Consider the following 25,626-nt stretch of genomic DNA (forward strand, 5'->3'; position numbering starts at 1 on the left):
TTATCATTTATATTTTAATTATTTATAAGGACACTTTATGAAAACCACGCCACTTGCTGAAAAACTTCCAAATACTATCGACCCTAACCTAGACCTTGATAAGGTTAAAAAAGAATGTCAGGGAATGGTAAAAAGACGCGCTAGAGTTTCTGCTGGTGTAGCAGTTGTGCCAGTACCATTTTTTGATGTGGCAGTTGATGCGGGGATGTTGACGCAGTTGATTCCAGAGATTAGTGAGCGTTTTGGTCTCATTGAAGACCGTCAATCAGCCATCAACTTAGAATCTCGCGAAGTCCATTGGAGCGCAGTAAAAGATCGTACTGTAGATTTCGCTGGGCTCATGGCAACACGCGGTATCGTCAAAAAAACCATCCAAGGTTTCGGTGGTCGTATCGCTGCCAAACAAGTAACTAAGTTTATTCCACTTGGCGGCCAATTAGTTGCTGCAACAATGGGTTATACGATTTTTAAGAAAATCGCTAATGACCATATCAACGAATGCTATAAGTTAGCAAAAGATATTCAGCAAAAAGAACATGGCAAAAACGTATAAATAAGCGGAATAGTTTAGTCTATATCAAGCCAGTTAAGTGATTACTTAGCTGGCTTTTTTGTGGTTAATACAAATAACTCATAGAGCTCTAAAATAACATGCGCTTGTGGTTAATGATGTCATTACTAGGTTTTACTGATAATATACAGCTTTATTTATAACAGACACCTTAAAGGACTAACTTATGAAAAAAATCTTGGCTTCAACGATGATGCTAGCGACTTTTGCCTTGGCGGGATGTACCACAACAGGTGCGACAAACAATGGTACAGGTACAGCAATCGGTACTGCAAATGAGATCGGCATGAATGTTTTTAGAGCTGCGATCGACAACCAATGCCGTAGCCAAATTGAAAAACAAAACGCGTGGCGTGTTGCAAGCGTCGCCATGACAGAAGCACAGCAAGAATCTGTTAAAACCAATGTTTGTGGCTGCGTCAGTGAGCAAGCACCGCAGCAAGTGACGATTGTTGAGCTGGGCAATGCTGCGATTGACTCTCAGTACCGTACTCAGTTAGTCGCACAAGTCGTCGCCAAATCTCTACAGAGCTGCTATACAAGCTTTGTTCAATAGAACAATTAAGTTATTCATTAGAGTAAAAAATAATAAAAAGGGTGCGTTATACATAACGCACCCTTTTTATTGCTAATAGATTAGTTCAGTTCTTAGCCTAAAATTTATTTGTGTCAGCTGCTTGAGACGTTATAGAAGCCGTAAAAGGCAACGATTGGCTACGACGGAAATACTTCGAAGTACTATCAATAATTTTATCTACTTCCTTAATTAAATCATTAATCACATCATCATAAATACCATGATATAGCTCTTTTTCAAATGCTGTAAATGGGTGCTTGCGCGAGGCTGAACCCACTTCAGTGACACCGTCTTTACTATAAAAAATATCTACGCGACCATCACTATTTAACACACAATTTAATAGTCCGCCTTCAATTTCCATCTCTACGCGTTCTGGCATAAAAATATAGTCATCTACATTGATAAGCTTTTTTTCTACTTCTCGTTTAAAAAATGATTTGATATCGAACATAGGTACATCCCTAACTTTATAATTATAAGATACGTGAGCATGCCGAGCACTGTGACTGTTACCCAGTATTCATCTGCGTGATTAACGGGTCATGCTTTACTCAGTTATCCTATAAGATAGCGTTAGATTATTTAAGGTGCGATATGTAAAACTGCGTTTGATGTTGGTAAAAATGTGCGATTCATTTTGGCTGTGATATAGACCCAATAAAACAGAACCAGAAAATAGACCCAACAAAAAAGGAAGCGACCAATAAGCAGCTTCCTTTTTTATTATCGAACTACATTAACTGACTCAATTAGACCCAGCCTTTTTCACGAAATGATTTGAGTACCCCTACAAATACTGCCATCTCATCAGGTCTGCCAAGCGTTAATCGATTAAAGCCATTGATAGGTGCAAACTCACGCCCGACCGCAATACCATGTTCGCGCATTCTATCGATATAGGTTTGCACATCGCCTTGTATCTCATGGAATATAAAGCTTGCCTGCGATGGCAAGTAGCGTAAGCCAAGCTCATCTAATGTTTGCTCAACCAGCTGACGCGATTGATTGGCCGTACACAAGCTCAATGCTAGAAACGCTTCATCATCGAGAGTCGCTAATGCAGCCATGGCACCTGCCAAGTTGGTATTATCAATCGAGATAAAGGCTTCTAATCTAGCTATCATTTGCGGGCTAGCCACTGCATAGCCGACGCGCATGCCAGCGAGTGCACATAGCTTTGAGAAAGTACGCACTACAACGATGTTTTCTGAGTACTCCTCTCGTATCCATGCAACACCACTCTCAAAACTTGGATCAGTCACATACTCTGAATAAGCTTCATCTAATAAAAAGTAATGGTTACTTGGTGCATGCCCTACCCATTCTTTTAGCTTTACTGTGTCAGTAATAGTCGACGTTGGGTTATTTGGATTGCACAGATAAAACAAACTAATACCGTCAAAGTCATCAGCCACTTTTTGCATACCTTGCAAGTCAAAGGCGTAATTTTCAGTCGTCAGCGGTACTTTTACCACAGGCACATCAATAGACGTCGCATATAACTCAGCATAGGCAAAGGTTGGATGCGGCACGATAACTTGGAATTTTTTGCCTTCTACTAATGCTTGATTTTGTAGCATTTGAACGACAGTACGAATATTTTCACTAGAGCCACTGCCCAGTGAGATTTGACTCTCTGTCACACCATTTATCTCAGCGACTTTGGTAATCAGCGCCGCACGTTGGTCATCGGGATAACGAAAACCGATGTCTAAAGAGTCGATAACCGCTTGTTTGGCCGCATCTGACATGCCGAGTGAGTTTTCGTTAGAGTTTAATTCTATTAAGTTGTTGGTAAGCACAGTGAATAATACGCCTAGATTATGTCCATTCCAAAAATTTAGCCTGTGTTGATAATGTGAGCTATTAAAACAGTAAGCCTAGCCTACCATGAACATTACACGTACTCGGCTTATTAGCTTGTGTCTTAAATTTTTGAAATATTATATGGATGGTGAGGTTTATGCGGATATGGTAAGTGGCAATGCGTTGTATTACAAGTATTCTGCACATTCCGATATTGAATAAACCACAAAAAAGTGAGGTACTCAACAAGCACCTCACTTTCGCTATTGTTTAGCCTCTTTTTAACCTCAATATTCGACGCAATCTATCAGATTAAATGTGCTTTTAACTCAAGCACTTTGTCACGCGTTTTTGCTGCTTCTTCAAACTTCAAATCACGCGACATTTGCTGCATTTGCTTCTCTAATCGTTTGATTTCTTTGGCAAGCAGATCAGGACTACGCAAGATATTGATATCGACATCTGGCAGGTTACTCTTAACTGGGATAGCTTGATTGTCATTGGCATCCAAGCTTTCACCCGTATCAATCTTGTCCGTGATACTACGACGAGCACCTTTTGGCGTGATGTTATGCTCAAGGTTAAAGGCAATCTGCTTATCACGGCGGCGATCCGTCTCATCTATCGCCTTTTGCATACTAGGTGTAATGCGATCAGCATAGAGAATGGCTTTACCATTCAAGTGACGCGCTGCACGACCAATGGTCTGAATAAGCGAACGCTCAGAACGCAAGAAACCTTCTTTATCAGCATCGAATATCGCTACCAGTGATACCTCAGGCATATCCAAGCCTTCACGTAATAAGTTGATACCGACCAGCACATCATGCACGCCAGTACGGAGCTCATGAATAATCTGCATACGCTCCACAGTATCAATGTCGGAATGTAGATAGGCGACCTTTACATCATACTCTTTAAGATAGCTGGTCAGATCTTCCGACATACGCTTGGTCAATGTGGTAATCAGTACACGCTCGTCCTTTTCGCGGCGTTTAGTAATCTCTGATAGTACATCATCGACTTGCGTCAAGACTGGACGTATCTCAATCTCAGGATCAATCAAACCTGTAGGACGAACGACCTGCTCAACGACTTGCTCGCTGTGTTCAAGCTCATATAGCGCTGGCGTGGCACTGACATAAATGGTTTTGGGCTTGATACGTTCCCACTCTTCAAACTTCATCGGGCGGTTATTCATCGCACTGGGTAATCTAAAACCATAATTGACCAAGTTTTCTTTACGTGATCTATCGCCTTTATACATCGCGCCAATCTGCGAAACCGTCACATGTGATTCATCAAGGAACAACAAGGCATCTTCTGGAATATAATCAAACAACGTCGGCGGCGCTTCCCCTGATGGACGCCCAGATAGATGCTGCGAGTAGTTTTCGATACCGTTACAATAGCCTAACTGCTGAATCATCTCCAAGTCATACTGAGTACGCTCTTTGAGACGCTGTGCTTCAATCAGTTTGTTGTTATCACGGAAGTACTCTAAACGCGGCTCTAACTCAGCACGAATCGTATGGCTGGCAGCTTCTAGCTTATTGCGCGGCGTCACATAGTGCGACTTCGGATAAATGGTAATACGTGGCACACTGCGCACCGTCTTACCCGTCAAGGGATCAAACCACGTAATCTTCTCAACTTCGTTATCAAATAAATGCACACGTACGGCCAGCTGCTCAGACTCAGCAGGATAGATATCTAATAGCTCTCCACGCAAGCGATACGTACCACGACCAAAATCTAGCTCGTTACGCGTGTACTGCATCTCAACCAAACGCTTAATGGTTGCCGTACGGTCAATGTTATCGCCCACAACGACATGCAGTAGCATTTTCAGATAGCTCTCTGGATCACCCAAACCATAAATGCATGATACAGAAGCGACGATAATCGCATCACGTCGCTCTAACAAGGCACGCGTGGCGGACAGGCGCATCTGATCAATATGATCGTTAATAGCGCTGTCTTTTTCAATAAAGGTATCACTAGCAGCGACATACGCTTCTGGCTGATAGTAATCATAATAGCTGACGAAATATTCGACCGCATTATTAGGGAAGAACGATTTGAACTCACCATATAGCTGAGCCGCTAGCGTTTTATTATGCGCCATAATAATGGTCGGACGCTGAGTTTCAGCGATGACCTTCGCCATGGTATAGGTCTTACCAGAACCAGTCACACCCAATAGCAACTGCTCGTCCATGTCCGAATTGATGCCATTAACTAGCTTTTTGATGGCTTGCGGCTGGTCGCCCGCTGGCTCAAAGTCAGTAACCATCTCAAAGGCACGACTTGATATTTGCGTCCCTGACGCATTAACACCACTAATTTCAGCTTCGCCTTGGAGCTGAGTGGCCAATTGATTTAACTGACGCGATGAGCGCGGTTCAGGCATTCGCATAATGGCTTTCTTCTTCTTAAGGTTTATAACAATATGGGGTCTGAGCAGCGGTTTTTAAAGGAGAATAAGGAGTCTTATCCTATAGCCGAAACGCTCTCTCGCTGCCCAAAATATAAGTATATAAAGGTAAGGTTTATTAAAAGTTAAGGTTTAATAGTAGCGGATAAAACTTACATCGTTATAAAAAACGCACACAGTATTCGATAAATTTACAAAGCTTTTCACGGTTAACAGACTCGTTACACGACCACCTAACAAAGCCTAACACTCAAGGGTTCCAACACTGAATTAAGCTGCTATTATCGTTCTTGAATTAACAAGTTGATGACTTCTAAGTATTAGTAGTCAGTACTAATGAATGGATAGCTTTATAGCAATTAGTATCATTAGCTTTAACTTGATTGTCATCGAATAGAAGACCAATAAAAATACATTGAACTTTCATTCAATATAATAATTTTAAATAAATGACGGAGTAAAATATGAGAGAACGTTACGCAAGTGGTATTTCAGACGAAACTGCGAAAAAAATGATTGATTTGTTAAACGCTAACCTAGCAAACGTTATTGATTTGACCTTAGATGGCAAACAGTGTCATTGGAATCTACAAGGCACTGGTTTTATCGGTGTGCATCAATTGTTAGATGAGACATCAGATCGTATCCTTGAAGTATCAGATACTATCGCAGAGCGCATTGTAATCCTAGGTGGGCAACCAAACGGTTTGGCAAGTCGCGTAGTCAAAGAGTCTATTCTAGATGATTACCCAACCAATATCACTGAAGTAGATCAGCATGTTCGTGAGCTAACCAGCCGTTATAAGAAAGTTGCAGAGACATTGCGCGAAGCGATTGCTACTGCTGGCGACGCAGGTGATGAAGACACCGCTGACTTATTTACAGAAGCTAGCCGTATCATCGATAAAGATGCATGGTTCATCGGCGCAAACGCTCCAAAGAACTAATAGCATTTAATTTGACTAGTTATTAAGTACTAGAGTTATAAAAAAGCCGTCATGATTGACGGCTTTTTTGTGTTTGGCGTTTTGTTAATTTAAAAAGAATACTTAAAAGCATTCGATAAAACCCACATATTACACATTCAATCCATCAAACCCCCAGATTAAATACTTTCTAAACTTAGCAGTTCAGCGTTAGGTTCTGACAGCGTCAAGATAGCCTCTTGAAAGACTGGGTTACCTCTGAATAAATTTTCAATCTCTTCAAACTTCTGAGCGATATGTTCTTCTTTTTGATTCCCTGCGATATCTACTGCCGCCACCATAAATATCTTTTTTGGGCCGACCCATTCTAGGTGTAGATAGGACACACTATCGATATCTGGATGATTTAGCAGTTCGCTCAAAACGTATTCGTGCATACGGTCAGTGACTCTATGCCCGACTAAGAAGTCTCGATTACGACTGATCAAGAATATGGCGACGACACCTAGTAGTAGACCAACAATGATAGACCCTAACGCATCCCAATATGGTTCACCCGTATAAGCGTGCATCCCCATAGCAGCAGCGGCAATCACCAAACCGATGACTGCTGCTAAATCTTCAAAGAACACACCGCGCAACGTTGGGTTAGAAGTATCTACAACATAGCCAAGTGCACTGATATCGAGTGCTTCACCATGTTTTTTACTTTGTCTGTATGCCTGAACCAACGAGATCCCTTCGAGCACAAACGCCACTGCCAATACGATAAAGCCAATCGTATAGTTAGTCTCAGACTCAGTAGCGTTCCATTCTTTGATACCCGTATAGATAGAGACAATCGAACCTGCCGTAAATACACCAAAAGCAGCAATCATCGACCAAACATAAGACTCTTTGCCGTAGCCTAACGGATGGCTTTTATCAGCAGGTTTGATGGATTTTTTTTCTGCGACGATGAGCAAAGTACCATTACCAGCATCCGCCCATGAATGAGCTGCTTCCGCAATCATAGAGGCTGAGCCTGTCATAAAAGCGGCAACTGTTTTTGCAATCGCAATAACGAGATTGGCCCCGACCGCAATCAACACAGTGATCAGTGAGCCTGAATGCTCATCATTAGTTTCAGGGCTTTGATTAAGGGTATGTTTTAGTTCAGGGTCATTTAGAATTTTAGGAGTACCTGCCCCACGCGCGCGAGGTGTTTGCGCTTTAGGAGAGGCTGGTAGATGGCGCTGGGGATTAGCAATAGATGGCTTTAGACTCATGCTAGACTCACTGAAATAAGCTATTGATAGTAGAATTTTTGCCGTAGATAAATGGCTTGAAATATATATCAGCTTAAAATAAGCGTTCTACGATATCAGTGTCTTTTTAGTGAGTCGTTGTATGAATTATTAATTCAATAAAAATAGATAATTTTATACAATTTTAGATAGCTTTAAATAACTCGGACTATTTTTCTATCTCGTTATACTCTTCGTTCTCGCCAAACTGCTTATTAATTTCTTCGAAGTCGCAACTAGGACGATGCGAGCTTTCCATACGCAGCTTTTTTCGTTCTTTTGCTGCATCAGCTCGACATTGCTGCATCTTGTTTTTGATATCGAGTGGTGGTGCGGATGTCGGTTTACCATTGTCATCGATAGCCACCATCGTAAAGTAACAGCTGTTAGTATGACGAACAGTACGACCACGCACATCTTCTGCTTCGACGCGGATACCTACTTCCATTGAGGTATTACCAACATAATTGACACTGGCTGCAAAAGTAACCAACTCGCCCACATATATCGGCTCACGGAACATTACCTGATCGACAGACAGTGTCACCACATAGTTACCACTATAGCGACTGGCACAAGCATAAGCGACCTGATCAAGCATCTTGAGCAAATCCCCACCATGCACATTGCCAATGAAATTCGCCATATCAGGCGTCATAAGTACTGACATGTATAGCTCGTGGTTTAACGGGGCTTTTTTAGCAGTGGAGCTGGTATTGTATTGCGGCATAATATTCCTTAATGGGTTAACACTTATTTATTATGTCTACCATTTATACAGCAGGTCGCCATATAGCACAAACAGACCTCTGTCATTAGACAGTCTGAATTGTGTAAATTGGGACTATTCAGACAGCGTTATATAGGCCAAGATATAATCGCTAGCTTAACCAATGGAAGCGATAAGCGAGCCAAGCGACGATGGCGCTAACTGAACCCGTCAAAATCCCACCCCAAGCAAAGTCTACTAACGCAGTATCTAAGGTAAACCCTTTATATAATGCTAAATTGGTAAAGTCGTATGTTCCATAAGCCATCAAGCCAATCAGCCCGCCGAGTAAGAAGATATGACCAACGGATGCGCCTGCTTTGATTTGTGGATATAGAACCAAAATACAAAGCGCCAATATATAAAACATATAGAACACGCCAGCTGCCATCATGTTTGGCTCATCAGCCAATAGATGCCCGATACGTGACTCATAAAAAGCCCCTTTCATGGTCGTTAGCCAAACAGCATCGACACCCAAAAAGATAACCACAGCAGCGAGATAAATAAAAACGTAACCCATGATATTACCTCTTATAAAATGAATAAAAACGTATGAAAGTTATAATGTCAGTCGTGGTTGGATAAAGTCTAAAAATGCCAGAATACGCGAAGATACGGCACTGTTTTTGTAATAGACCGCCTGTATGGCTTCACGGTTGTTTGGTCTGACTATCGCCTCAGGCAACACCTCAACCAATCGTCCAGATTCTAAATCTTCACCAATCATAAAGTGTGACAATAAAGCGATCCCCTGATGATTTAAACATAGCTGACGTAAGGTCTCGCCGCTACTGCCAGTCATATGAAAATTCAATTTAACCGGTGTTTTTAGTGGCCAGCTATTTAGTTTTGACGCATCGTTAAAGCCAATCAATTTGTGAATGCTTAAATCATCAACATCCAAATCATCCATATGAGCTACTTCATTATACTGATGTAAATATTCAGGACTAGCTACTAGCCGCAGCTTACTTTTACCTAATAGACGTGCATGCAAATTTGAGTCTTTTAAATCGCCAATTCTGATAGCCAGATCTGTCTTGTGCTCAAGCAAATCAATAATATTGTCATGCGAGGTAAGGTCGAGAGTGATATGTGGATATTGCGCCACAAAACCACCAACTAAAGGTGTCAGTTGATGAAAGACGAACGGGCTCGCGGCATCAATTCTTAGATGCCCACTCGGCGCTTGTTTTAACAGCTTGATCGCCTCTTCACCGGTATATAACGTATTTAAACTCTCACGCGCATATCTAATAAAGACATGCCCTTCCTCCGTCAGCTCTAAGCGCCTTGTCGTTCTATTTAGCAGCGTGCATTGCAGCGTATCTTCGAGTCTGGACACAGCACGAGATACCTTAGCTACTTGCTGATTCAGTAGGTTGGCAGCGCCAGTAAAGCTGCCCGTGTCTACTACCGTCAAAAATATCTCTATGTCTTCTGTTTTAGCATGTCCCATCATCATGATTACCTTTACAAAATTGACAAAGGTATTTTGTCATTTGTGCTGTTTTTTGCAAACTATAAATCGGTCAAACTACGCGCATCATTTAATTATTAGGATGTCGTTATGCCACTCGCTTTATGGGCGCTTACTCTAAGCGCATTTGCAATTGGGACAACCGAATTTGTCATCGTTGGATTGGTACCAACTATTGCTGCTGATCTGGGCGTGAGCTTACCTTCAGCAGGGTTACTCGTCAGCCTATATGCTGTCGGTGTTGCTATCGGTGCCCCTATACTTACCGCACTCACTGGCCGCTGGAACCGCAAAATCGTACTGATGAGCCTAATGGGTCTGTTTGTCATCGGCAACTTACTGGCTTGGCAAGCACCCAGTTATGAAACCTTAATACTTGCCCGTATCTTGACCGGTCTAGCGCATGGTGTGTTTTTCTCTATTGGTTCCATGATTGCTACTAGCCTTGTCAGTAAAGAAAAAGAAGCCAGCGCAATTGCCATTATGTTTACTGGGCTTACCGTGGCGCTCGTCACTGGCGTACCTCTTGGTACATGGATTGGACAACATTTTGGCTGGCGCGCTACTTTTTTGGTCGTCTCAGTACTGGGTTTAATCGCTTTAATTGGTAGCGCAATATTAGTACCAAAAAACCTTAAGAAATCTATCCCTGCAACGTTCAAAGAGCAATTGCAAGTCATTGTAAAACCACAGCTACTACTGGTTTATCTAATGACTATCCTTGGTTATGGCGGTACGTTTACGGCGTTTACCTACCTAGCACCTATCTTAGAGCAGCAAACCAAATTTGCACCATCAGCCATTGGGCTCATCATGCTCGTATATGGCGTGTCCGTTGCTATCGGTAATATCTGGGGCGGAAAACTTGCAGATAAACGCGGCCCTATTAGTGCGCTTAGCATTATATTTAGCGCCTTAAGTGTCATTCTTTTATTGTTCACCTTTACTATGCAGTCCAAGATTGCTGCTGTGCTGACTATTTTGGTATGGGGTGCTTTCGCCTTTGGTAATGTACCGGGTCTACAGATCTACGTAGTCAAGCAAGCTGAAAAATATACGCCGAACGCTGTCGATGTCGCTTCTGGCTTAAACATTGCTGCCTTCAATATCGGTATTGCACTAGGCTCAATCATCGGTGGTAGCGTGGTTGAAAATATGTCATTGCAAGACACAGCTTGGATCGGCGCTGTTATCTCTTTAATGGCATTAGCGGTCACACGCTATTCAGGTCTGCGTGATAAGCGTGCCCTGTAAGCATCATAGAAATTTTCAATGTACAACCTTTCAATGTAGAACTGTTCAATACATAGGTCTCAAACTGTTCATGCAGTATGAGATCCTATGAATGTTACGAACAAACCCTATCTATATCACCTAACTTATACCGACGCGGTGTCTGTCCTATCTTCTTCACTAAAGGCAGTCTCGTCGTTCGAAACTGTTTTATGATTTAAGACGGCAGATGGCAGATCAGAAAAATGCAGCGTATCAATATTATTAGGCTTCACCGCAGTAACTTGCACCACACCGATCGTGCGCTCCAAAAAACCACCTTCGCAATAGCAAAAGTAAAACTCCCACAGGCGGATAAAGGCATCGTCATAGCCAAGCGCTTGAATCTCTGCACGCTGCGCCATAAATGCAGCACGCCAGTCACGTAGCGTGTACGCATAATCAAAACCATAATCATGCAATTGCTTGACGACCATGTCGGTTTGCTCAGTGAATTGTGTCGTCAGCTCTTGGTTTGAGAGCAGACAACCACCTGGGAAAATATGCGTTTGGATAAAATCAACCGAATCGATATAGTCTTGATAATTTTGATCATTAAAAGTGATGGCCTGCAACACCATAAGACCTGTCGGCTTGAGCAAGCTATTACACTTGGCAAAGAAAGTCGGTAAATACTCATGTCCTACCGCTTCAATCATCTCGATACTGACTAATTTGTCATATTGACCTGTCAGCTCGCGGTAATCTTGCTTGAGCAGTGTGATTTTGTCAGACAGTCCTGCCGCCTCGACTCGTCGCTGTGCTTCATCATACTGAGCATCAGAGATAGTCGTGGTGGTCACATGGCAACCGTAATGCTTGGCCGCAAAGATAGCAAAACCGCCCCACCCTGTACCGATTTCAATCACATTATCATCAACACTAAGCTGTAAACGTTGGCATATAAGCGATAATTTGTGCTGCTGAGCATCGCTAAGCGTCACATCAGGCGTCGGATAGACTGCTGATGAGTACATCATAGTATCGTCTAAAAATCGCTCATACATGTCATTGCCCAAATCATAATGCGCTAGGATATTGGATTTGGAGCCAGATTTGTCATTGCTACGTAGCTGATGCTTCGCTTTTTCAAATGCTTTACTAATACCTGCAAAACGATTCTCTAGTTTATTGAGTACGGCTAAGTTACGAGCTGCCAAGCGAATCAAACCTGTCAGATCATCCGTATCCCACTCACCATCGATATAACTGTCTGCTAGCGCGATAGAGCCGCCAAGTAATAGCTGACGATAGACAGCAGGATCATGAATCTGTAGCGTCACATGTAGCGAATGGCGACCAACCGCCGAGCTACTAGCGTCATTGGTAGCTACTTTACCAAAACTACTTGTCTTAGGTTCCTGCTCGTTAAATGTTTCAATCAGCGTGAGACTACCAAACTGAACGTGCTGTAACGCACGAAAGATAAGCTTTCTCGCTAAGTGATTCACACTATTGCTGACTGGCTGTAGTACAGCACTTTCATTAACTACTTTGCTCACACGAGCAGTTAATTTTTCTAATTTTGTGACTGGTGCTCGATCGGTCGGTCGTGCTGGCATCGTGTATTTATCCTTGTTTAAATGCTTTATTTTTAGTGGTTCATTTTTAGTATTACATTGATGAGATTTTTGGATTGTTGATATTTAAAAATTGCTGGAACGATAAGAAGTCTTTTTAACCATTATCTTTCTGTTGACTGTCGGCCAATTTTTCATCGTAGTTGATATATGGCACCTTTTTAATCGCATAGAGCTTAAACGCGTGCCAATAAATACGGGTTAAGGACGTTATATTCATCAATGGGTTTTTTCGCAAGCTATGACGAACAGCATCTTCTGTCATTAGCACCCCTGATATCTTTATACCAGTTTTTAGCACTTCACCGCGCTCATCGCTAATGTTGATAGCGATACGCACTTGTAGGCCAGTATTAAGTTGCTTGTCTGTCTTTATACGTTTTACCGTAACCTGCCAGCGGTACAGCTGATCGATAGGGTTAAAAGGTGATACGTGAAAGTCCTTGTCATGACAGAACTCAGTATCCTCTCCTTCTAACAAAAACCCGTAGTAATGACGCTTGTCCCATGGCGTATTAGACACTTCAGCCAGCAGATGAGTTGGCGTCTGCTGTGCATCAAACCCCAAGTAAAAGTTAACTGGGCTAAAGTACATGCCCACATTACGGCAGACAAGTAATCCCAAAATATCGCCTTCAGGCGCGCTCCCTGCATGTTTTTCAAATGCTTGAATTAGGCGTTTTTCTAGTGCTTGAATAGACTGTATATGGTTATCAAGACTTTTATCATTGCTTAGGCTATTATTACTCTGTAGGTCAGTATGCTGTAGATAATCATTAGGACAGAATCGTTGTAGCGCCTTTTTCTTTGTTGAAAATAGAGGCAGACCTTTTACTAGTAGCTTTTTCGGTAATACTTTACGTAATGGGAGTTTTTCTAAAAACTTACTATCATCAAATGCTGCCGTACTAATTTCAGGAAGTTCTTGTCCCTTCGCTAGTGCGCTAATATTGACGCCCCAATAACGATAAGGGTAAACGAATTTATTCACACTAGGTAGCAGCCGACTGTGCCATGTCGTACCCTCAAACAGCTGATGCGGCAATGCATTTGTATCATAAGAAGACCCATGATTTGGCGTAACATTGGCATCTTGAGCGGACGTGGTCATAAATAGTCTCTTGTGTAACGGTGTGCTTCTCGTATGGCAAATCTTTCAAAACACTTAGAATACATAATGGCGTTAATCGTCATATTATTTGGCTTTACGGCGACCGAATAAGCCACGTTTCTTGTATTGGCTCGTATTAGCAGCTACATTCTGCAAACGATTAGCATACTCAACCAGCTCCTGATTGGTCGTCGCTGTGGTTACTTCGCGCTTGTTCAGTCTACGTAATTTGGTATCCGCTTTTATAGGCAAGTCTTTATAACGAAACGGCGTATGCGCGCTATCAGCATCAGGTAAATGGGCTGGGTCAACCTCGTCTTTTATATCAATATCAAGACCAAGCGCCTGACAGACGCGTAATCCACTGCGTACGCCATCTTCATGAAAGCCATTAAACCAATAAGCCCCGCAGAAATGTGTGTGCGAACCGTTACCCGAGATACTCGACCATTTAGTCTGCGCCTCAATCATCGCAAGATCGAATACTGGATGACTGTAATCAATGCTCTTAATTATCTGCTTATCATCGACGCTTTTGTTGTCTACAGCTGGATTTAATGTGACCAAATAATTGTGTTTTTTGGTCAAGCGTTGCAGGATATTCATGTGATAAGTCAGCACTGGCTTTGTAGGTATCTGTGCTTTTTCAGCCGCCTGCTCATCCTTAGCATTGCCTGGAACTGTCTCATCTATTAAGTAATTCCAGCTTGCCCATGCCAGTGGTTTCTTAGGTAACACACTAGTATCAGTGTGCAGTACAGCTGTGTTTTTGGTAAAGCGGAAATGACCTAATACTTCAGATTCATCGGTGCTCGCATCTTTCAAAATCTTTAGTGCGGTATCTGCATGACAAGCAAAAACAACCTCATCGAATACAAGATTTTCGCTACGATTGTCAGTGCTATCTTTGTCCTGCACTGTCAAAGTCACTTGATCGCCATCACGAATTACAGACTGTACTGGGCTATTGACTCGTATTTTGCCACCCGCTTTGATAAAACGTGGAATCAGTTTATTGATGTATTGTTTTGAGCCACCTTTTATCGTAAACCACTGCGGACGATTGACCACGTCGAGCAAACCATGGTTGTCAAAGAACTGTGCAAAGAACACCAGTGGGAAATCTTGTACTTCATCTAGACTGGTTGACCAAATAGCTGAGACCATTGGTAGTAGATAGTTATCGGTAAATAGCTGACCGTATTTCTTTTGCGTCAAATAACCGCCAAGTGTTTGTTCTGCAAAGCTACTGACATCTTGCCCTTGAACGCGCGCGCTATCATAATCTTGGCGCAGCTGTTTGATATGCTTATTAAACTGCAAGATATCTTTGATAAATTGCCAGAACCTAGGATTGAGTACATTTTTACGCTGTGACAGTAAAGTGTTGAGCGTATGACCATTGTATTCAAAATGACGTGCAGTATTTTTGACAGAAAAGCTCATATCCGTTGCCTGAAAAGGCACTTGCAACTCATGAAGCAAACGAAAAAAGTTCGGGTATGTGCGCTCGTTAAAAACAATAAACCCTGTATCTATCGCACTACTCTCTACATTGCTACTTTTTGCTTTTTTACCGTCTTGTAATGCCACATCAATCGTATTTACATGCCCGCCAATATAATCATTGGCTTCAAATACCGTCACATCATGTTGCGTACCTAGATAATGGGCGCATGTCAGTCCTGATACACCTGAGCCGATGATAGCAATACGTTTTGGGGTAGTCTGATGGTCAGAGTCTGTTGCAGCATTGGTAGCAATTTTTTGGTTACTTGCACGCTTGAAACGAGTAAACGGCATAAAAGCATTCCCTTCTGTATTTTTCTGTCGGTATGATGGCTAAGAGTTCTATTAGCTAAGAGCTCTATTAATAGTAGATTACTTTTTATTGAGCTTTTCACTAACTTGCTGCCAGACCAAATCAGGCAACGTACCCAATGCCTTTAATGGCATAGTTAGTTTTTTTGGGAATTCAATCACATCATGCCCGCTTTCGATACCATCGCGTATGGCTTGACTGGCCTGCGCTGGCGTTTGGATAAATGGCATTGGAAAGTCATTCTGCTTGGTCATCGGTGTCTCAACAAAACCAGGCACGACTAAGCTAACTGACACATCATGCGGAGCCAGGCTAATCTGTAGGGTCTTCATTAAATAATGGATAGCAGCTTTTGAGCTACCATAGGCCTCAGCTCGTGCAAAAGGCACATAAGCAGACGCTGAACCGATACCGACCAAGCGACCTTTTGAAGCGATTAGCTTTGGCAGCACTCCTTCGATCGCATGGGACAAGGTACCCATATTTACCGACATGACTTTCATAAATACACTGCTGTCAAAGTTCGGCATATCTAAGTACTCGCACATGCCAGCACCACAAATTGCTAGATCGACATTGTCGATTTTTTCAAAAGCTTGGATGACCTTTTCTCGATCCATGAGGTCTAAATCAATCGTTTCTGCGCCTAACGCCTGAAGTTCAGCCAACGCTTCGTCGTCACGGCCAACTGCATATACGTGATGATCTGCTAACAGATAGTCTTTTGCCAACTGTTTACCAATGCCTGACGTCGCCCCAGTAATGAGAATATGTAATTTTTCAGTAGAATCTGTCATTGTAAATATCCTTTTTGAGTATTCTTATCTTTTTAAGTATTTTCATAATATGGAATTAATGCTCTTGAACTGATTGCTTAATGAAAACTCAAACCTTTGATAACAGCTATCTATTATCGTTATTCTTGGCAGATATCATTGGTCGCATTTTATTAAGCTATAGGCCATTTTATTTAACAAATCTAAATAATTATAGTGGTCGGCTACAGGTTTATTGTTGTGTCTTCGCAATCGTCTGGGCTCAAGCTTAATATAAGCGTGTTGTTTACTACTTTCACAAGGATGCTGCTATCACAAGCAACGACACAATATTCTGTTACTAGCGTCATAAGACAGCTCAATATCAGCATGTTACAATGCAAAAACTAGCAATCGCGTCGTTTGCCGAAGCATCATCACCATCATCTATAATTGAATGACCGCCGTATTACGGTAAGATGATGCTATCTTTTTTAAAACTATCTGACATCTTGTCCTGATAGCAATGAAAACGTTATATAATTAATATCAGATTTCCACCAACCCCACCCTCATATAAAAAAGGATCTCTCATGAGCGAGTTGCAACTGTCTGACCGCGTCAACAACATCCAACCATCACCTACGCTAGCGATTACCAATAAAGCCAAAGAGCTAAAAGCAGCTGGTAAAGATATTATCGGTTTGGGCGCTGGTGAACCTGATTTTGATACCCCTGAACACATCAAAAAAGCAGCTATCGATGCGATCAATGATGGCTTTACTAAATATACGGCTGTCGATGGTACGCCAGAGCTAAAAACAGCTATCATCGAGAAATTCAAGCGTGACAACGACATCAGCTATGAGCCAAACGAAATCCTAGTATCGGTCGGTGGTAAGCAGTCATTCTTTAACCTTGCCCAAGCGTTTATCAATCCTGGCGACGAAGTCATCATTCCAGCGCCATACTGGGTCAGCTATCCTGACATGGTTATCATCGCAGAAGGTGTGCCAGTCATCGTCAAATGCCCAGCTGAGCAAGATTTCAAAATTACTCCTGAGCAGCTAGAAGAAGCGATCACTGACAAGACTAAACTATTGGTATTAAACAGCCCATCTAACCCAACGGGTATGATTTATACGTTAGATGAGCTAAAGGCCATCGCTGAAGTATTGAAAAAGCATCCACAAGTCTATGTAGCTTCAGACGATATGTACGAGCACATTCGCTGGACAGGCGATAAGTTCTACAATATCTTAAACGCGGCACCTGAACTAAAAGATCGCGCTATCATCTTGAACGGTGTGTCTAAAGCGTATGCGATGACAGGCTGGCGTATCGGCTATGCGGGTGGCCCTGCTAAGCTAATCGGCGCGATGAAAAAAGTACAGTCACAATCTACCTCATGCCCGACGTCAATCAGTCAAGTGGCTGCCGAAGTTGCTATCAGTGGTGATCAGAGCGTACTAGAGCCGATGGTAGCCGCTTTTGAGAAGCGCTGTGACCTAGTCGTAGATGGTCTAAATGCTATTAAAGGTATTACCTGCCTGCGTCCTGATGGCGCATTCTATGTGTATCCAAATATCGTACCGCTCATCAAAGCAGCTGGCCTGTCATCATGTACTGAATTCTCAGCATGGTTATTGGACAAAGTTGGCGTGGCAGTCGTACCTGGTGATGCGTTCGGTCTTGGCGGCTATATGCGTATCTCATACGCTACTGATGAGGCAACATTAAAAGATGCGCTATCACGTATCGAAAAAGCAGTGGCTGACTTAGACGTTGCTGAATAAAACGTAAATAGCAATGAGTCTTACCGCTGTCCATAAAAAAGACGCCCTATACACTTTATAGGGCGTCTTTTTTTGCGAGAGTCTTGAGCATAACTAGGAAAAACACGCTATCTCATCATTAAAATGACAATTTTTACTAATTATGCAAAAAAAGGCTTGACGTATTTTTTAACTTTGCTAGAATACGCCCCACTTAGCAAGAACTCGTTAGAGACTTCTAAGGCTCGTTGTAAGCGATTAAACACTTACAGCCTATTCTCCAATAGCTCAGTTGGTAGAGCAACGGACTGTTAATCCGTGTGTCCCTGGTTCGAGCCCAGGTTGGAGAGCCACATTTTAGTAGTAAATTTCTTGAGTCAACTTTGATTCAATTATGGCATTTGCCAAAACCCTCATCAATTTGATGAGGGTTTTTTTATGCGTATCATTTAGGGTCTGTTGAACATTCAAATGTGGTACTGGCAGTGACTATTTTTTAGACAATACGCAGTGAAATTTTTGACGCCTAGTCGTTCTAGGTTAGACAATTTCGCCATGTATTGGCAAAAAATAGCCCTGCCCTCCACTCGAGCACAGCTCTCGTCTTGCAAACGGGCAAAGCAGTGCTTTACTCGATCCGTTCTCAAGGCTGATGCTAAAATCACCTCAAACGTTGTTGCAAGCCTAGTTAAGGTCTCGACATTATCGTCGGTTTACGCCTAGTTTGATGCGATTTTAGCGATCAGCAGTCCTAATATTTGGATGTTCAACAGACCCTAATATTGGTTATCTATTTTGCCACTTTGATAAGCGCTAATCACTACTTTATCTCCTATTTGATTATGACCATGATATTTAAAAATGAATATCATTGTCACGATAGAATATTAGCGTAGTAAGTTCTTTGTTATCTAGCTTAGCTTGGCAGCATTGGCAACCAGAATACCAATGCTAACAGTGTCACTAACAACACAGGTGGCGTGATCAATAGACCAATCTTTATATACTGTCCCCAGCTGATTTTGTAGTCCTTCTCTGCCAATACATGTAGCCATAGTAAAGTAGCAAGACTACCAATCGGCGTAAATTTAGGGCCCAAATCATTACCGATGACATTGGCATAAATCATTAGCTCTCGCGTTGCGGCAGGCACTTGTGCTTGATCAATAGCAAGCGCGCCGACTAAGGTCGCTGGCATATTATTCATAACAGAAGCAACGATGGCGGACAAGAACCCAGTTCCAACCGTAGCAATGACTGCACCTTGTTGTCCTAACCAGTTTAATACTTGCGCCCCATAGGCCGTAAGCCCTGCATTACCCAGACCATATACCACCAGATACATACCGATTGAAAATAGTACGATTTGCCAAGGTGCTTTACGTACTACATCACTTATCGAGACCACGGCATCACGCCCGCCTTGCCATATACGACCAGCGATTGCCATTAGTGCAACAGCAGCGATGCCCGTGACCAGTGAAATAGGCAGCCCCAACGGCTCTGTTGCAAAGTAGGCGACCAGTAGCAAACCTAATAGTGGAAAAGCAGCTCGAAAGACCAATGGATCGGTAATAGCAGACTCTGGAGCGCTTAGCTCACTAGTCGAGTAGGTTTTTGGAATATGGCGTGCATAGACAACCCACAATACCAGTAGCGTCGCTAATACAGACACTATATTGACCGGTACCATCACCGCTGCATAACGACCAAAGCCTATGTCAAAATAATTGGCACTGACGATATTGACTAAATTTGAGGTGACCAATGGCAGACTTGCCGTATCAGCGATAAAACCAGTCGCTATAATAAATGCCAGAGCTGATGGTGGCGAAAATTTCAGACGTAGCAAGATAGCGATGACGATCGGAGTCAGTAGTAGCGCAGCACCATCATTGGCAAAAAATGCAGAAATAAAGGCGCCAAGCACGACAATCATCGGAAACAACAAGCGCCCTTGTCCATTGCCAAGGCGTGCCACGTGTAATGCGGCCCAGCCAAAGAACCCTGCCCTATCTAAGATAAGGGAGATGATAATCAGCGCCACAAAAGTAAAGGTCGCATCCCAGACAATATCCCAGACGATACCCACATCTGATAGCCGCACGACGCCAAGCGCTAACGCGACTAAGGCACCACCCATGGCGCTCCAGCCGATACCCAATCCTTTAGGTTGCCAGATAACTAAGACTAAAGTAACCACAAAAATAGCAAATGCAAGCATTGTACAACCTTACTTAAGCTGACTTTATTCAGCCGATTTAATATAGGGAATTAGGTCGATTAGGAAATTAGATCGATTAGGAGGCTAGATCGATTTTTGATTGACGCGGCTCGATAGTTCTTCAGCACTCTCAACGCGTTCTGAATAACGATCAGTGAGATAATCTGAACGTCCGCGTGTGAGCCAAGTAAACTTCACTAGCTCTTCACAAACATCGACAAGGCGCAGATATAATGGAGACATATCCATGCGATTGTCGTCGTTGAACTCTAAGAACGCTTTGGGTATCGAAGATTGATTAGGGATAGTAATCATCCGCATCCAGCGCCCGAGAATACGCATCTGATTAACCGTATTAAAGCTCTGACTACCACCACTGACTTGCATCAGTGCTAGGGTTTTACCTTGAGTTGGACGTACGCCACCTAAGGACAGCGGTATCCAGTCGATTTGCGCTTTCATAATACTGGTAATACTACCGTGACGCTCTGGACTCACCCACAGCATGCCTTCTGACCACTGCGCCAGCTCCCGCAATTCTTGCACTTTGGGATGGTCTGAGTCTACATCGTCAGGCAACGGCAAGCCGGATGGATCAAACATTTTTACTTCACAACCATACCAACGTAGCAATCGGCTAGACTCTTCAGCGGCCAATCTAGAAAACGAGCGTGCACGGACAGAACCGTATAGCACTAATATTTTCGGTGGATGACGTGAGTCATTCGGTGCAACCAAAGACTCAATGTCGATAGGTTGAAGATTATCTATATCAATATTGGGCAAATCTTCTAAGCTAAATTTTGGCGAAACAGTAGATTCGGCTTCTAATACTTGGTCAACCTCAGTGTTTGTCATGAGTAATAACCTCGCCGTCTTCTTTTGTGAAGCTACTTACTGGATTGGCTAGCAATTCAAACACACGCTCTGAAGGACGACATAGAGCAGCGCCTTTATCAGTCACTACGATAGGACGGTTGATTAAAATAGGATGCGCAATCATGGCATCGATAATTTGATCGTCAGACAACTCAGGATTATCCAGACCAAGCTCATCATTAATAGCTTCTTTGCTTCTTAATAGCTCTCTAGGCGAAATCTGCATCTGTGCCAACAGCTCCACTAAGCGGTCGCGCGTTGGTGTATTTTTCAGATATTCCACCACTTCTGGCTCTTCACCTGATGCTTTAATAATGGCAAGCGTGTTACGAGATGTACCGCATTTAGGATTATGAAAGATTAATGGCTTCATAGTTTTTACACCTATTTTATGTATTTATTGAAATGATAATTGGTTTACTCATTACCTTACTCAGCAGACTCATTTACGCTGCAGCCACTCAGGCTATCCATAAGTGACGCACACAATTCTGGATGTCCCGCACAGCAATCTTGCAACAGGAACTGAATGACGTTATCCATATGTGATAGCGAAGCACGATAGATAATCTGTCGGCTATGACGCTGTGAGACCACCCATCCTGCTCGCGCCAGCACCGATAAGTGGGCTGACATTGTGTTATGAGGGACAGAGAGCTGACGGGCTATTTCGCCCGCAGGTAGGCCTTCAGGCTCATGGCTGACTAGCAGCTTAAAAGCCTTTAAACGAGTATCTTGAGAGAGCGCAGCAAAGCTTGCGATAGCATTAGTTATTTCCATATGTCCAATAATACAGACATATTAAAATAATTCAATGTTTTACAGATATTTTTATTCTAAAAAAGATATATCTGTGTAATTAACCTATATATATCAACAAGTAAAAGCGATTAATTAAATAGTGAAAATAATGTTCACTACCCCTTTTCAACCTAAAACTCTCTACGTTTGGCCTTATGTAAATAACAAGTTTAATATATGTTATTGTATATTGATGATACTTATAAGTTCATGCTAGATTGAATAAGAGTTTATGCAACAGTAAAACTAGATTTGGCTGGTAGCTCTCGCTCTGTACTGCCAGTAAACCTGATTAAAATAACTATTATGATTAAAACAACAATAAGGAAATGATCATGCTACTAGAGAAAATTAAGACACCTGGACTTTCGCACCTATCCTACTTGGTAGGCTCTGGCGGTCATGCAGCGGTAATTGACCCACGTCGTGACTGTGCGATATATGTAGAAAAAGCGCGCGCAGCAGGACTTGAGATTACTCATATTTTTGAGACACATCGTAATGAAGATTTGGTTTCTGGCGCACCTATCTTGGCTGCAATGACAGGAGCAACAGTTTTGCATGGACCCAATCCAGAACAACCTGTTGTCTATGCTGAGACAGTACGTAATGGTGACTGCTTTTCAATTGGCCAATTAGAAATTCACGTCCTAGAAACGCCTGGTCATACCGACGATCATCTTGCTTATGCGCTGTTTGACACGGCGTACCCAAAGGAAGCAGTTGGCGTTTTTACTGGCGATGCGCTTTTTGTAGGTGATGTCGGTCGTACTGACTTCTATCCTGAGCGTCGTAGAGAGGTTGCAGGTCTACTTTATGACTCATTACAAGACATTTTAGCGCTTGGTGATCAGGCGATTATTTATCCAGCTCATGGTGCAGGCTCAGTCTGTGGTTCAGGTATGGCTGAGCGAGAGTTTTCTACCGTCGGTCATGAAAGGATGAACAACCCACGTTTACAGATTACCGATCGTGAGACATTTATTGACTTCAAGACGAGCGAAAACCATTATCAGCCGCCTTATTTCAGATTGATGGAGCGCCTTAATATGGAAGGTGGTGAAGCGCCTCCAGTCGTTATGCGTCCGCGTAACCTTTCGCTTAAACAGCTGCATGACTGCGATGCTGATCATCTCATCGATATTCGTGAACCAATGGCATATGCGTCAGGACACTTGCCCGGTTCTATGAGCTTACCTGTCAACATGCTACCTGCGTTTGCTGGATGGTTTATCGAAGAAGGACAAAGCTTGGCACTGATTGCCTCTGATGAAAAGCAACTTGCGACTGCGATGGAGCATCTGGTACGTATTGCTTTTGATAATATTGTCGGTGGGTATGTGGGTGTCGTCCCTACCGCTGCCAAAGGGGAACAGATGCAGCAAACCCCTATGGTCGATACAACCGAGGTAGAGAGTCGTCTTAATAATGCTCAGAACTGGACATTGCTCGATGTACGCGATATCGATGAGAGGAATATCAATGCAATCGAAGGGTCACAGCATATTTATGTTGGTCACCTGAATGAGCGTTGGCATGAGCTTGACCAAAGTCGCCACTATACCTTGATGTGTGCTAGTGGTGCTCGGGCAACAATAGCAGCAGGATGGCTTTCTAGTCGAGGTTTTGAGCACATTGATATCTATCTAGGGTCAATGGGTGCATGGCAAGCAACGCGTGAGTAACTCTTTTTAAAGTGCTGTAACTAAGATAAATACGATGATCCTTCTTTTAATCAATATAAGCCTGATATAAAAGAAGGGTTTACTTTTTAGCTAACTTTTAAGTGATATGACTTAAGTAAATATAAGTCATAGTTCTAGATTCTAACTCTTACTGTACTTCCTTACCTGACTTATCACTCATAAAAAACAGACACAAAAAAACCTCAAACAATCTAATGCTTGAGGCGAAACTTGCTTAAACTTAATAGTTTAAATTCGTTTTAAATATGGCGCAGCGGACGGGACTCGAACCCGCGACCCCCGGCGTGACAGGCCGGTATTCTAACCAACTGAACTACCGCTGCTTAGGTCTCTTAGCTTGTTTAGCCACTTGCTAAGAAGTGGTGGGTGATGACGGATTCGAACCGCCGACATTCTGCGTGTAAGGCAGACGCTCTACCAACTGAGCTAATCACCCTTCGAACAATTGCTAGGCAATTTATTCAACATCAACTGAGCTCTTAAGTTTGTCACTAAGCTCTGCTGCTGTGGGTGTGTATTATATAGATTTACAGTTGGGTGTCAAACAGTATTTACCACTTTTTTAGATATTTTTTCGATTTTTATTAGAATACCCAGCAAGCATTTGTTTTTATTGATTTTATATTTTCACACAAAACCAATATTTCTTAGATTTAATGCTTATTTGTTAGCTAATGCTTGCTCGATGTCATTTTTGATGGCTTCTGGCTTGGTCGTTGGTGCATAACGGTCAATCACCTGACCTTTACTATCGACTAGGAACTTGGTGAAATTCCACTTGATACCATCTGTCAGTACGCCACCCTTTTGTTCCTTGAGCCATTGATAGATAGGATGAGCATCTGCGCCATTGACATCAGTCTTTGCCATCATCGGAAAGCTGACTCCATAGTTCTTTTGGCAAAACGCACCAATCTCGTCATTGCTACCTGGGTCTTGGCTACCAAATTGGTTACAAGGAAAACCGACGACGACCAGTCCTTGATCTTTATACTGTTGATATAGCGACTCTAAACCTTCGAACTGCGGCGTAAATCCACATTTGCTTGCGGTATTGACGATTAATAATACTTTATCTTGGTAATCTGAAAATGCTTGCGAGCTACCATCCATGCGCTCAACCGTAAAATCATAAATTGTACTCATCATTTATCCTTAAATTGAGGTTTTTATTGTTTTGGGTGTTTATGCACTACTTCTTTTTCTATCATACACATAATAAAACTATTGAAAAGGAAGCACCCTGTACTTCCCTTTCACGTTTCTAATACTACCTAAGCTACTTATTTCTCAGACTTATCTAAATCGATAGATACTGAGTTAATGCAATAGCGCATGCCTGTTGTCTCAGTAGGACCATCAGGGAATACATGGCCTAAATGTGCGCCGCAGTTGCTACAAGTGACTTCGGTGCGAGTCATGCCTAGCGAGTTATCTACGTGCTCTTCAATCGCGCTGTTATCGATACCTTGATCAAAACTTGGCCAGCCACAGCTCGCATCAAATTTATTGCTTGAGTCAAATAAGCTTGCACCGCAGCCTTTACAACGGTAAACGCCATCGTCGGTCGCATCATTATATACACCTGTAAATGGGCGTTCAGTGCCCTTCTCACGCATAATATGATACTCATCAGCGGTTAAACGCTCTTTCCAGTCAGCTTCAGTCAACTGGCTGATCTCTTCTTTGCTTAGTTGATTGTCTTGCATAATTTATCCTTATTCGAGTATTTATTATCTAATCTTGGTAACTATTTTATCGCCATATAATTATGAAAACGACGTGCTCTATCTGTTGGTTATCGACGCACTATTCAAGGCATATATAAGAAAAGCACTCTCTA

The 25,626-nt window shown here is 42.5% G+C and carries 23 protein-coding genes and 3 tRNA genes; 7 read left to right on the forward strand and 19 right to left on the reverse strand.

Translation table 11 applies throughout. From position 1 onward, the window contains the following. The first annotated feature begins 37 nt into the window (after positions 1 to 37). Positions 38 to 553, forward strand: coding sequence for a hypothetical protein (locus SJY28_RS12825; protein WP_057760892.1), 516 nt, complete (start codon positions 38 to 40; stop codon positions 551 to 553). A 184-nt stretch (positions 554 to 737) separates the two neighbouring features. Further along, positions 738 to 1,127 carry a hypothetical protein gene (locus SJY28_RS12830; protein WP_201567403.1) on the forward strand — a complete coding sequence of 130 codons (390 nt, stop codon included), beginning with the start codon at positions 738 to 740 and terminating at the stop codon, positions 1,125 to 1,127. Between the two features lie 97 nt (positions 1,128 to 1,224). On the opposite strand, the gene SJY28_RS12835 is transcribed toward SJY28_RS12830, so the two are convergent. From SJY28_RS12835 to uvrB, 3 genes are all read right to left on the reverse strand, one after another. Continuing rightward, on the reverse strand, positions 1,225 to 1,602 hold the full coding sequence (locus SJY28_RS12835; protein WP_379544762.1) for a hypothetical protein: 378 nt from the start codon (positions 1,600 to 1,602) through the stop codon (positions 1,225 to 1,227). 298 nt (positions 1,603 to 1,900) lie between these two features. Then, positions 1,901 to 2,953, reverse strand: a complete 1,053-nt coding sequence (locus tag SJY28_RS12840) for a pyridoxal phosphate-dependent aminotransferase (RefSeq protein ID WP_379544763.1) — start codon at positions 2,951 to 2,953, stop codon at positions 1,901 to 1,903. Positions 2,954 to 3,264: 311 nt separating this feature from the next. Next, on the reverse strand, positions 3,265 to 5,376 hold the full coding sequence (uvrB, locus tag SJY28_RS12845) for an excinuclease ABC subunit UvrB (protein WP_101206411.1): 2,112 nt from the start codon (positions 5,374 to 5,376) through the stop codon (positions 3,265 to 3,267). A gap of 482 nt (positions 5,377 to 5,858) precedes the next feature. Here uvrB and dps point away from each other — a divergent pair, with 482 nt between their 5' ends. Beyond that, on the forward strand, positions 5,859 to 6,341 hold the full coding sequence (gene dps / locus SJY28_RS12850) for a DNA starvation/stationary phase protection protein Dps (RefSeq protein ID WP_379544764.1): 483 nt from the start codon (positions 5,859 to 5,861) through the stop codon (positions 6,339 to 6,341). 158 nt (positions 6,342 to 6,499) lie between these two features. On the opposite strand, the gene SJY28_RS12855 is transcribed toward dps, so the two are convergent. The 4 genes from SJY28_RS12855 to SJY28_RS12870 form a co-directional block, all read right to left on the reverse strand. Then, positions 6,500 to 7,588, reverse strand: coding sequence for a cation diffusion facilitator family transporter (locus SJY28_RS12855; protein WP_379544766.1), 1,089 nt, complete (start codon positions 7,586 to 7,588; stop codon positions 6,500 to 6,502). A gap of 187 nt (positions 7,589 to 7,775) precedes the next feature. Beyond that, positions 7,776 to 8,336, reverse strand: coding sequence for an acyl-CoA thioesterase (locus tag SJY28_RS12860; RefSeq protein ID WP_379544768.1), 561 nt, complete (start codon positions 8,334 to 8,336; stop codon positions 7,776 to 7,778). A gap of 151 nt (positions 8,337 to 8,487) precedes the next feature. Further along, a complete protein-coding gene (locus SJY28_RS12865) occupies positions 8,488 to 8,898 on the reverse strand; it encodes a DUF2177 family protein (RefSeq protein ID WP_379544770.1) in 411 nt (136 codons plus the stop codon). Positions 8,899 to 8,937: 39 nt separating this feature from the next. Then, positions 8,938 to 9,840, reverse strand: a complete 903-nt coding sequence (locus tag SJY28_RS12870; protein WP_379544771.1) for a LysR substrate-binding domain-containing protein — start codon at positions 9,838 to 9,840, stop codon at positions 8,938 to 8,940. A 108-nt stretch (positions 9,841 to 9,948) separates the two neighbouring features. Between SJY28_RS12870 and SJY28_RS12875 the strand changes: the two genes are divergently transcribed. Further along, positions 9,949 to 11,112 carry an MFS transporter gene (locus SJY28_RS12875; RefSeq protein WP_379544772.1) on the forward strand — a complete coding sequence of 388 codons (1,164 nt, stop codon included), beginning with the start codon at positions 9,949 to 9,951 and terminating at the stop codon, positions 11,110 to 11,112. A gap of 125 nt (positions 11,113 to 11,237) precedes the next feature. On the opposite strand, the gene SJY28_RS12880 is transcribed toward SJY28_RS12875, so the two are convergent. The 4 genes from SJY28_RS12880 to SJY28_RS12895 form a co-directional block, all read right to left on the reverse strand. After that, positions 11,238 to 12,692, reverse strand: coding sequence for a class I SAM-dependent methyltransferase (locus SJY28_RS12880; RefSeq protein WP_379544774.1), 1,455 nt, complete (start codon positions 12,690 to 12,692; stop codon positions 11,238 to 11,240). A gap of 115 nt (positions 12,693 to 12,807) precedes the next feature. After that, positions 12,808 to 13,821 carry a DUF1365 domain-containing protein gene (locus SJY28_RS12885; protein WP_379544775.1) on the reverse strand — a complete coding sequence of 338 codons (1,014 nt, stop codon included), beginning with the start codon at positions 13,819 to 13,821 and terminating at the stop codon, positions 12,808 to 12,810. A gap of 84 nt (positions 13,822 to 13,905) precedes the next feature. After that, the gene (locus SJY28_RS12890; protein WP_379544777.1) at positions 13,906 to 15,624 is read right to left on the reverse strand and encodes an NAD(P)/FAD-dependent oxidoreductase; all 1,719 of its coding nucleotides are present in this window, start codon (positions 15,622 to 15,624) and stop codon (positions 13,906 to 13,908) included. A 78-nt stretch (positions 15,625 to 15,702) separates the two neighbouring features. Further along, positions 15,703 to 16,440 (reverse strand): SDR family NAD(P)-dependent oxidoreductase, encoded by a 738-nt coding sequence (locus SJY28_RS12895; RefSeq protein WP_379544778.1) that lies wholly within the window; start codon positions 16,438 to 16,440, stop codon positions 15,703 to 15,705. A 551-nt stretch (positions 16,441 to 16,991) separates the two neighbouring features. Here SJY28_RS12895 and SJY28_RS12900 point away from each other — a divergent pair. Further along, complete coding sequence (locus SJY28_RS12900) at positions 16,992 to 18,194, forward strand: pyridoxal phosphate-dependent aminotransferase (RefSeq protein WP_057760918.1); 1,203 nt, start codon at positions 16,992 to 16,994, stop codon at positions 18,192 to 18,194. A gap of 256 nt (positions 18,195 to 18,450) precedes the next feature. Next, positions 18,451 to 18,526 (forward strand) — tRNA-Asn (locus SJY28_RS12905). A 563-nt stretch (positions 18,527 to 19,089) separates the two neighbouring features. On the opposite strand, the gene SJY28_RS12910 is transcribed toward SJY28_RS12905, so the two are convergent. The 4 genes from SJY28_RS12910 to SJY28_RS12925 form a co-directional block, all read right to left on the reverse strand. After that, positions 19,090 to 20,397 (reverse strand): arsenic transporter, encoded by a 1,308-nt coding sequence (locus tag SJY28_RS12910; protein WP_379544780.1) that lies wholly within the window; start codon positions 20,395 to 20,397, stop codon positions 19,090 to 19,092. Positions 20,398 to 20,481: 84 nt separating this feature from the next. After that, positions 20,482 to 21,255: an arsenical resistance protein ArsH gene (gene arsH / locus SJY28_RS12915; protein ID WP_379544782.1), complete on the reverse strand. Its 774-nt coding sequence runs from the start codon at positions 21,253 to 21,255 to the stop codon at positions 20,482 to 20,484. After that, on the reverse strand, positions 21,242 to 21,649 hold the full coding sequence (arsC, locus tag SJY28_RS12920; RefSeq protein ID WP_101206398.1) for an arsenate reductase (glutaredoxin): 408 nt from the start codon (positions 21,647 to 21,649) through the stop codon (positions 21,242 to 21,244). The genes arsH and arsC overlap by 14 nt, the downstream gene beginning before the upstream one ends. A gap of 56 nt (positions 21,650 to 21,705) precedes the next feature. Then, positions 21,706 to 22,056 (reverse strand): ArsR/SmtB family transcription factor, encoded by a 351-nt coding sequence (locus SJY28_RS12925; protein WP_379544783.1) that lies wholly within the window; start codon positions 22,054 to 22,056, stop codon positions 21,706 to 21,708. Between the two features lie 356 nt (positions 22,057 to 22,412). On the opposite strand from SJY28_RS12925, the gene SJY28_RS12930 reads away from it, so the two are divergent. Then, a complete protein-coding gene (locus tag SJY28_RS12930; protein WP_379544784.1) occupies positions 22,413 to 23,762 on the forward strand; it encodes a rhodanese-like domain-containing protein in 1,350 nt (449 codons plus the stop codon). A 267-nt stretch (positions 23,763 to 24,029) separates the two neighbouring features. On the opposite strand, the gene SJY28_RS12935 is transcribed toward SJY28_RS12930, so the two are convergent. The 4 genes from SJY28_RS12935 to msrB all read right to left on the reverse strand — a co-directional run bounded on the left by SJY28_RS12935 (position 24,030) and on the right by msrB (position 25,492). Beyond that, positions 24,030 to 24,106 (reverse strand) — tRNA-Asp (locus SJY28_RS12935). Between the two features lie 37 nt (positions 24,107 to 24,143). After that, positions 24,144 to 24,219: transfer RNA gene (locus tag SJY28_RS12940), tRNA-Val, on the reverse strand. Positions 24,220 to 24,443: 224 nt separating this feature from the next. After that, positions 24,444 to 24,929, reverse strand: a complete 486-nt coding sequence (locus SJY28_RS12945) for a glutathione peroxidase (RefSeq protein ID WP_341609663.1) — start codon at positions 24,927 to 24,929, stop codon at positions 24,444 to 24,446. 137 nt (positions 24,930 to 25,066) lie between these two features. Then, the gene (gene msrB / locus SJY28_RS12950; RefSeq protein WP_057760931.1) at positions 25,067 to 25,492 is read right to left on the reverse strand and encodes a peptide-methionine (R)-S-oxide reductase MsrB; all 426 of its coding nucleotides are present in this window, start codon (positions 25,490 to 25,492) and stop codon (positions 25,067 to 25,069) included. Positions 25,493 to 25,626: the final 134 nt, after the last annotated feature.

The organism is Psychrobacter sp. R86515 (genome assembly GCF_042466315.1).
GTDB lineage: Bacteria > Pseudomonadota > Gammaproteobacteria > Pseudomonadales > Moraxellaceae > Psychrobacter.

Excerpts from the sequence above, each read along its gene's own strand:
- msrB (WP_057760931.1), bottom strand. The coding sequence starts at position 25,492 with ATGCAAGACAATCAACTAAGCAAAGAAGAGATCAGCCAGTTGACTGAA.
- SJY28_RS12830 (WP_201567403.1), top strand. The coding sequence starts at position 738 with ATGAAAAAAATCTTGGCTTCAACGATGATGCTAGCGACTTTTGCCTTG.
- SJY28_RS12870 (WP_379544771.1), bottom strand. The coding sequence starts at position 9,840 with ATGATGGGACATGCTAAAACAGAAGACATAGAGATATTTTTGACGGTA.
- SJY28_RS12875 (WP_379544772.1), top strand. The coding sequence starts at position 9,949 with ATGCCACTCGCTTTATGGGCGCTTACTCTAAGCGCATTTGCAATTGGG.
- SJY28_RS12880 (WP_379544774.1), bottom strand. The coding sequence starts at position 12,692 with ATGCCAGCACGACCGACCGATCGAGCACCAGTCACAAAATTAGAAAAA.
- dps (WP_379544764.1), top strand. The coding sequence starts at position 5,859 with ATGAGAGAACGTTACGCAAGTGGTATTTCAGACGAAACTGCGAAAAAA.
- uvrB (WP_101206411.1), bottom strand. The coding sequence starts at position 5,376 with ATGCGAATGCCTGAACCGCGCTCATCGCGTCAGTTAAATCAATTGGCC.
- SJY28_RS12945 (WP_341609663.1), bottom strand. The coding sequence starts at position 24,929 with ATGAGTACAATTTATGATTTTACGGTTGAGCGCATGGATGGTAGCTCG.
- SJY28_RS12855 (WP_379544766.1), bottom strand. The coding sequence starts at position 7,588 with ATGAGTCTAAAGCCATCTATTGCTAATCCCCAGCGCCATCTACCAGCC.
- SJY28_RS12925 (WP_379544783.1), bottom strand. The coding sequence starts at position 22,056 with ATGGAAATAACTAATGCTATCGCAAGCTTTGCTGCGCTCTCTCAAGAT.
- SJY28_RS12910 (WP_379544780.1), bottom strand. The coding sequence starts at position 20,397 with ATGCTTGCATTTGCTATTTTTGTGGTTACTTTAGTCTTAGTTATCTGG.
- SJY28_RS12890 (WP_379544777.1), bottom strand. The coding sequence starts at position 15,624 with ATGCCGTTTACTCGTTTCAAGCGTGCAAGTAACCAAAAAATTGCTACC.
- SJY28_RS12900 (WP_057760918.1), top strand. The coding sequence starts at position 16,992 with ATGAGCGAGTTGCAACTGTCTGACCGCGTCAACAACATCCAACCATCA.
- SJY28_RS12865 (WP_379544770.1), bottom strand. The coding sequence starts at position 8,898 with ATGGGTTACGTTTTTATTTATCTCGCTGCTGTGGTTATCTTTTTGGGT.
- arsC (WP_101206398.1), bottom strand. The coding sequence starts at position 21,649 with ATGAAGCCATTAATCTTTCATAATCCTAAATGCGGTACATCTCGTAAC.
- SJY28_RS12930 (WP_379544784.1), top strand. The coding sequence starts at position 22,413 with ATGCTACTAGAGAAAATTAAGACACCTGGACTTTCGCACCTATCCTAC.
- SJY28_RS12835 (WP_379544762.1), bottom strand. The coding sequence starts at position 1,602 with ATGTTCGATATCAAATCATTTTTTAAACGAGAAGTAGAAAAAAAGCTT.
- SJY28_RS12825 (WP_057760892.1), top strand. The coding sequence starts at position 38 with ATGAAAACCACGCCACTTGCTGAAAAACTTCCAAATACTATCGACCCT.
- SJY28_RS12885 (WP_379544775.1), bottom strand. The coding sequence starts at position 13,821 with ATGACCACGTCCGCTCAAGATGCCAATGTTACGCCAAATCATGGGTCT.
- arsH (WP_379544782.1), bottom strand. The coding sequence starts at position 21,255 with ATGACAAACACTGAGGTTGACCAAGTATTAGAAGCCGAATCTACTGTT.
- SJY28_RS12860 (WP_379544768.1), bottom strand. The coding sequence starts at position 8,336 with ATGCCGCAATACAATACCAGCTCCACTGCTAAAAAAGCCCCGTTAAAC.
- SJY28_RS12895 (WP_379544778.1), bottom strand. The coding sequence starts at position 16,440 with ATGACAGATTCTACTGAAAAATTACATATTCTCATTACTGGGGCGACG.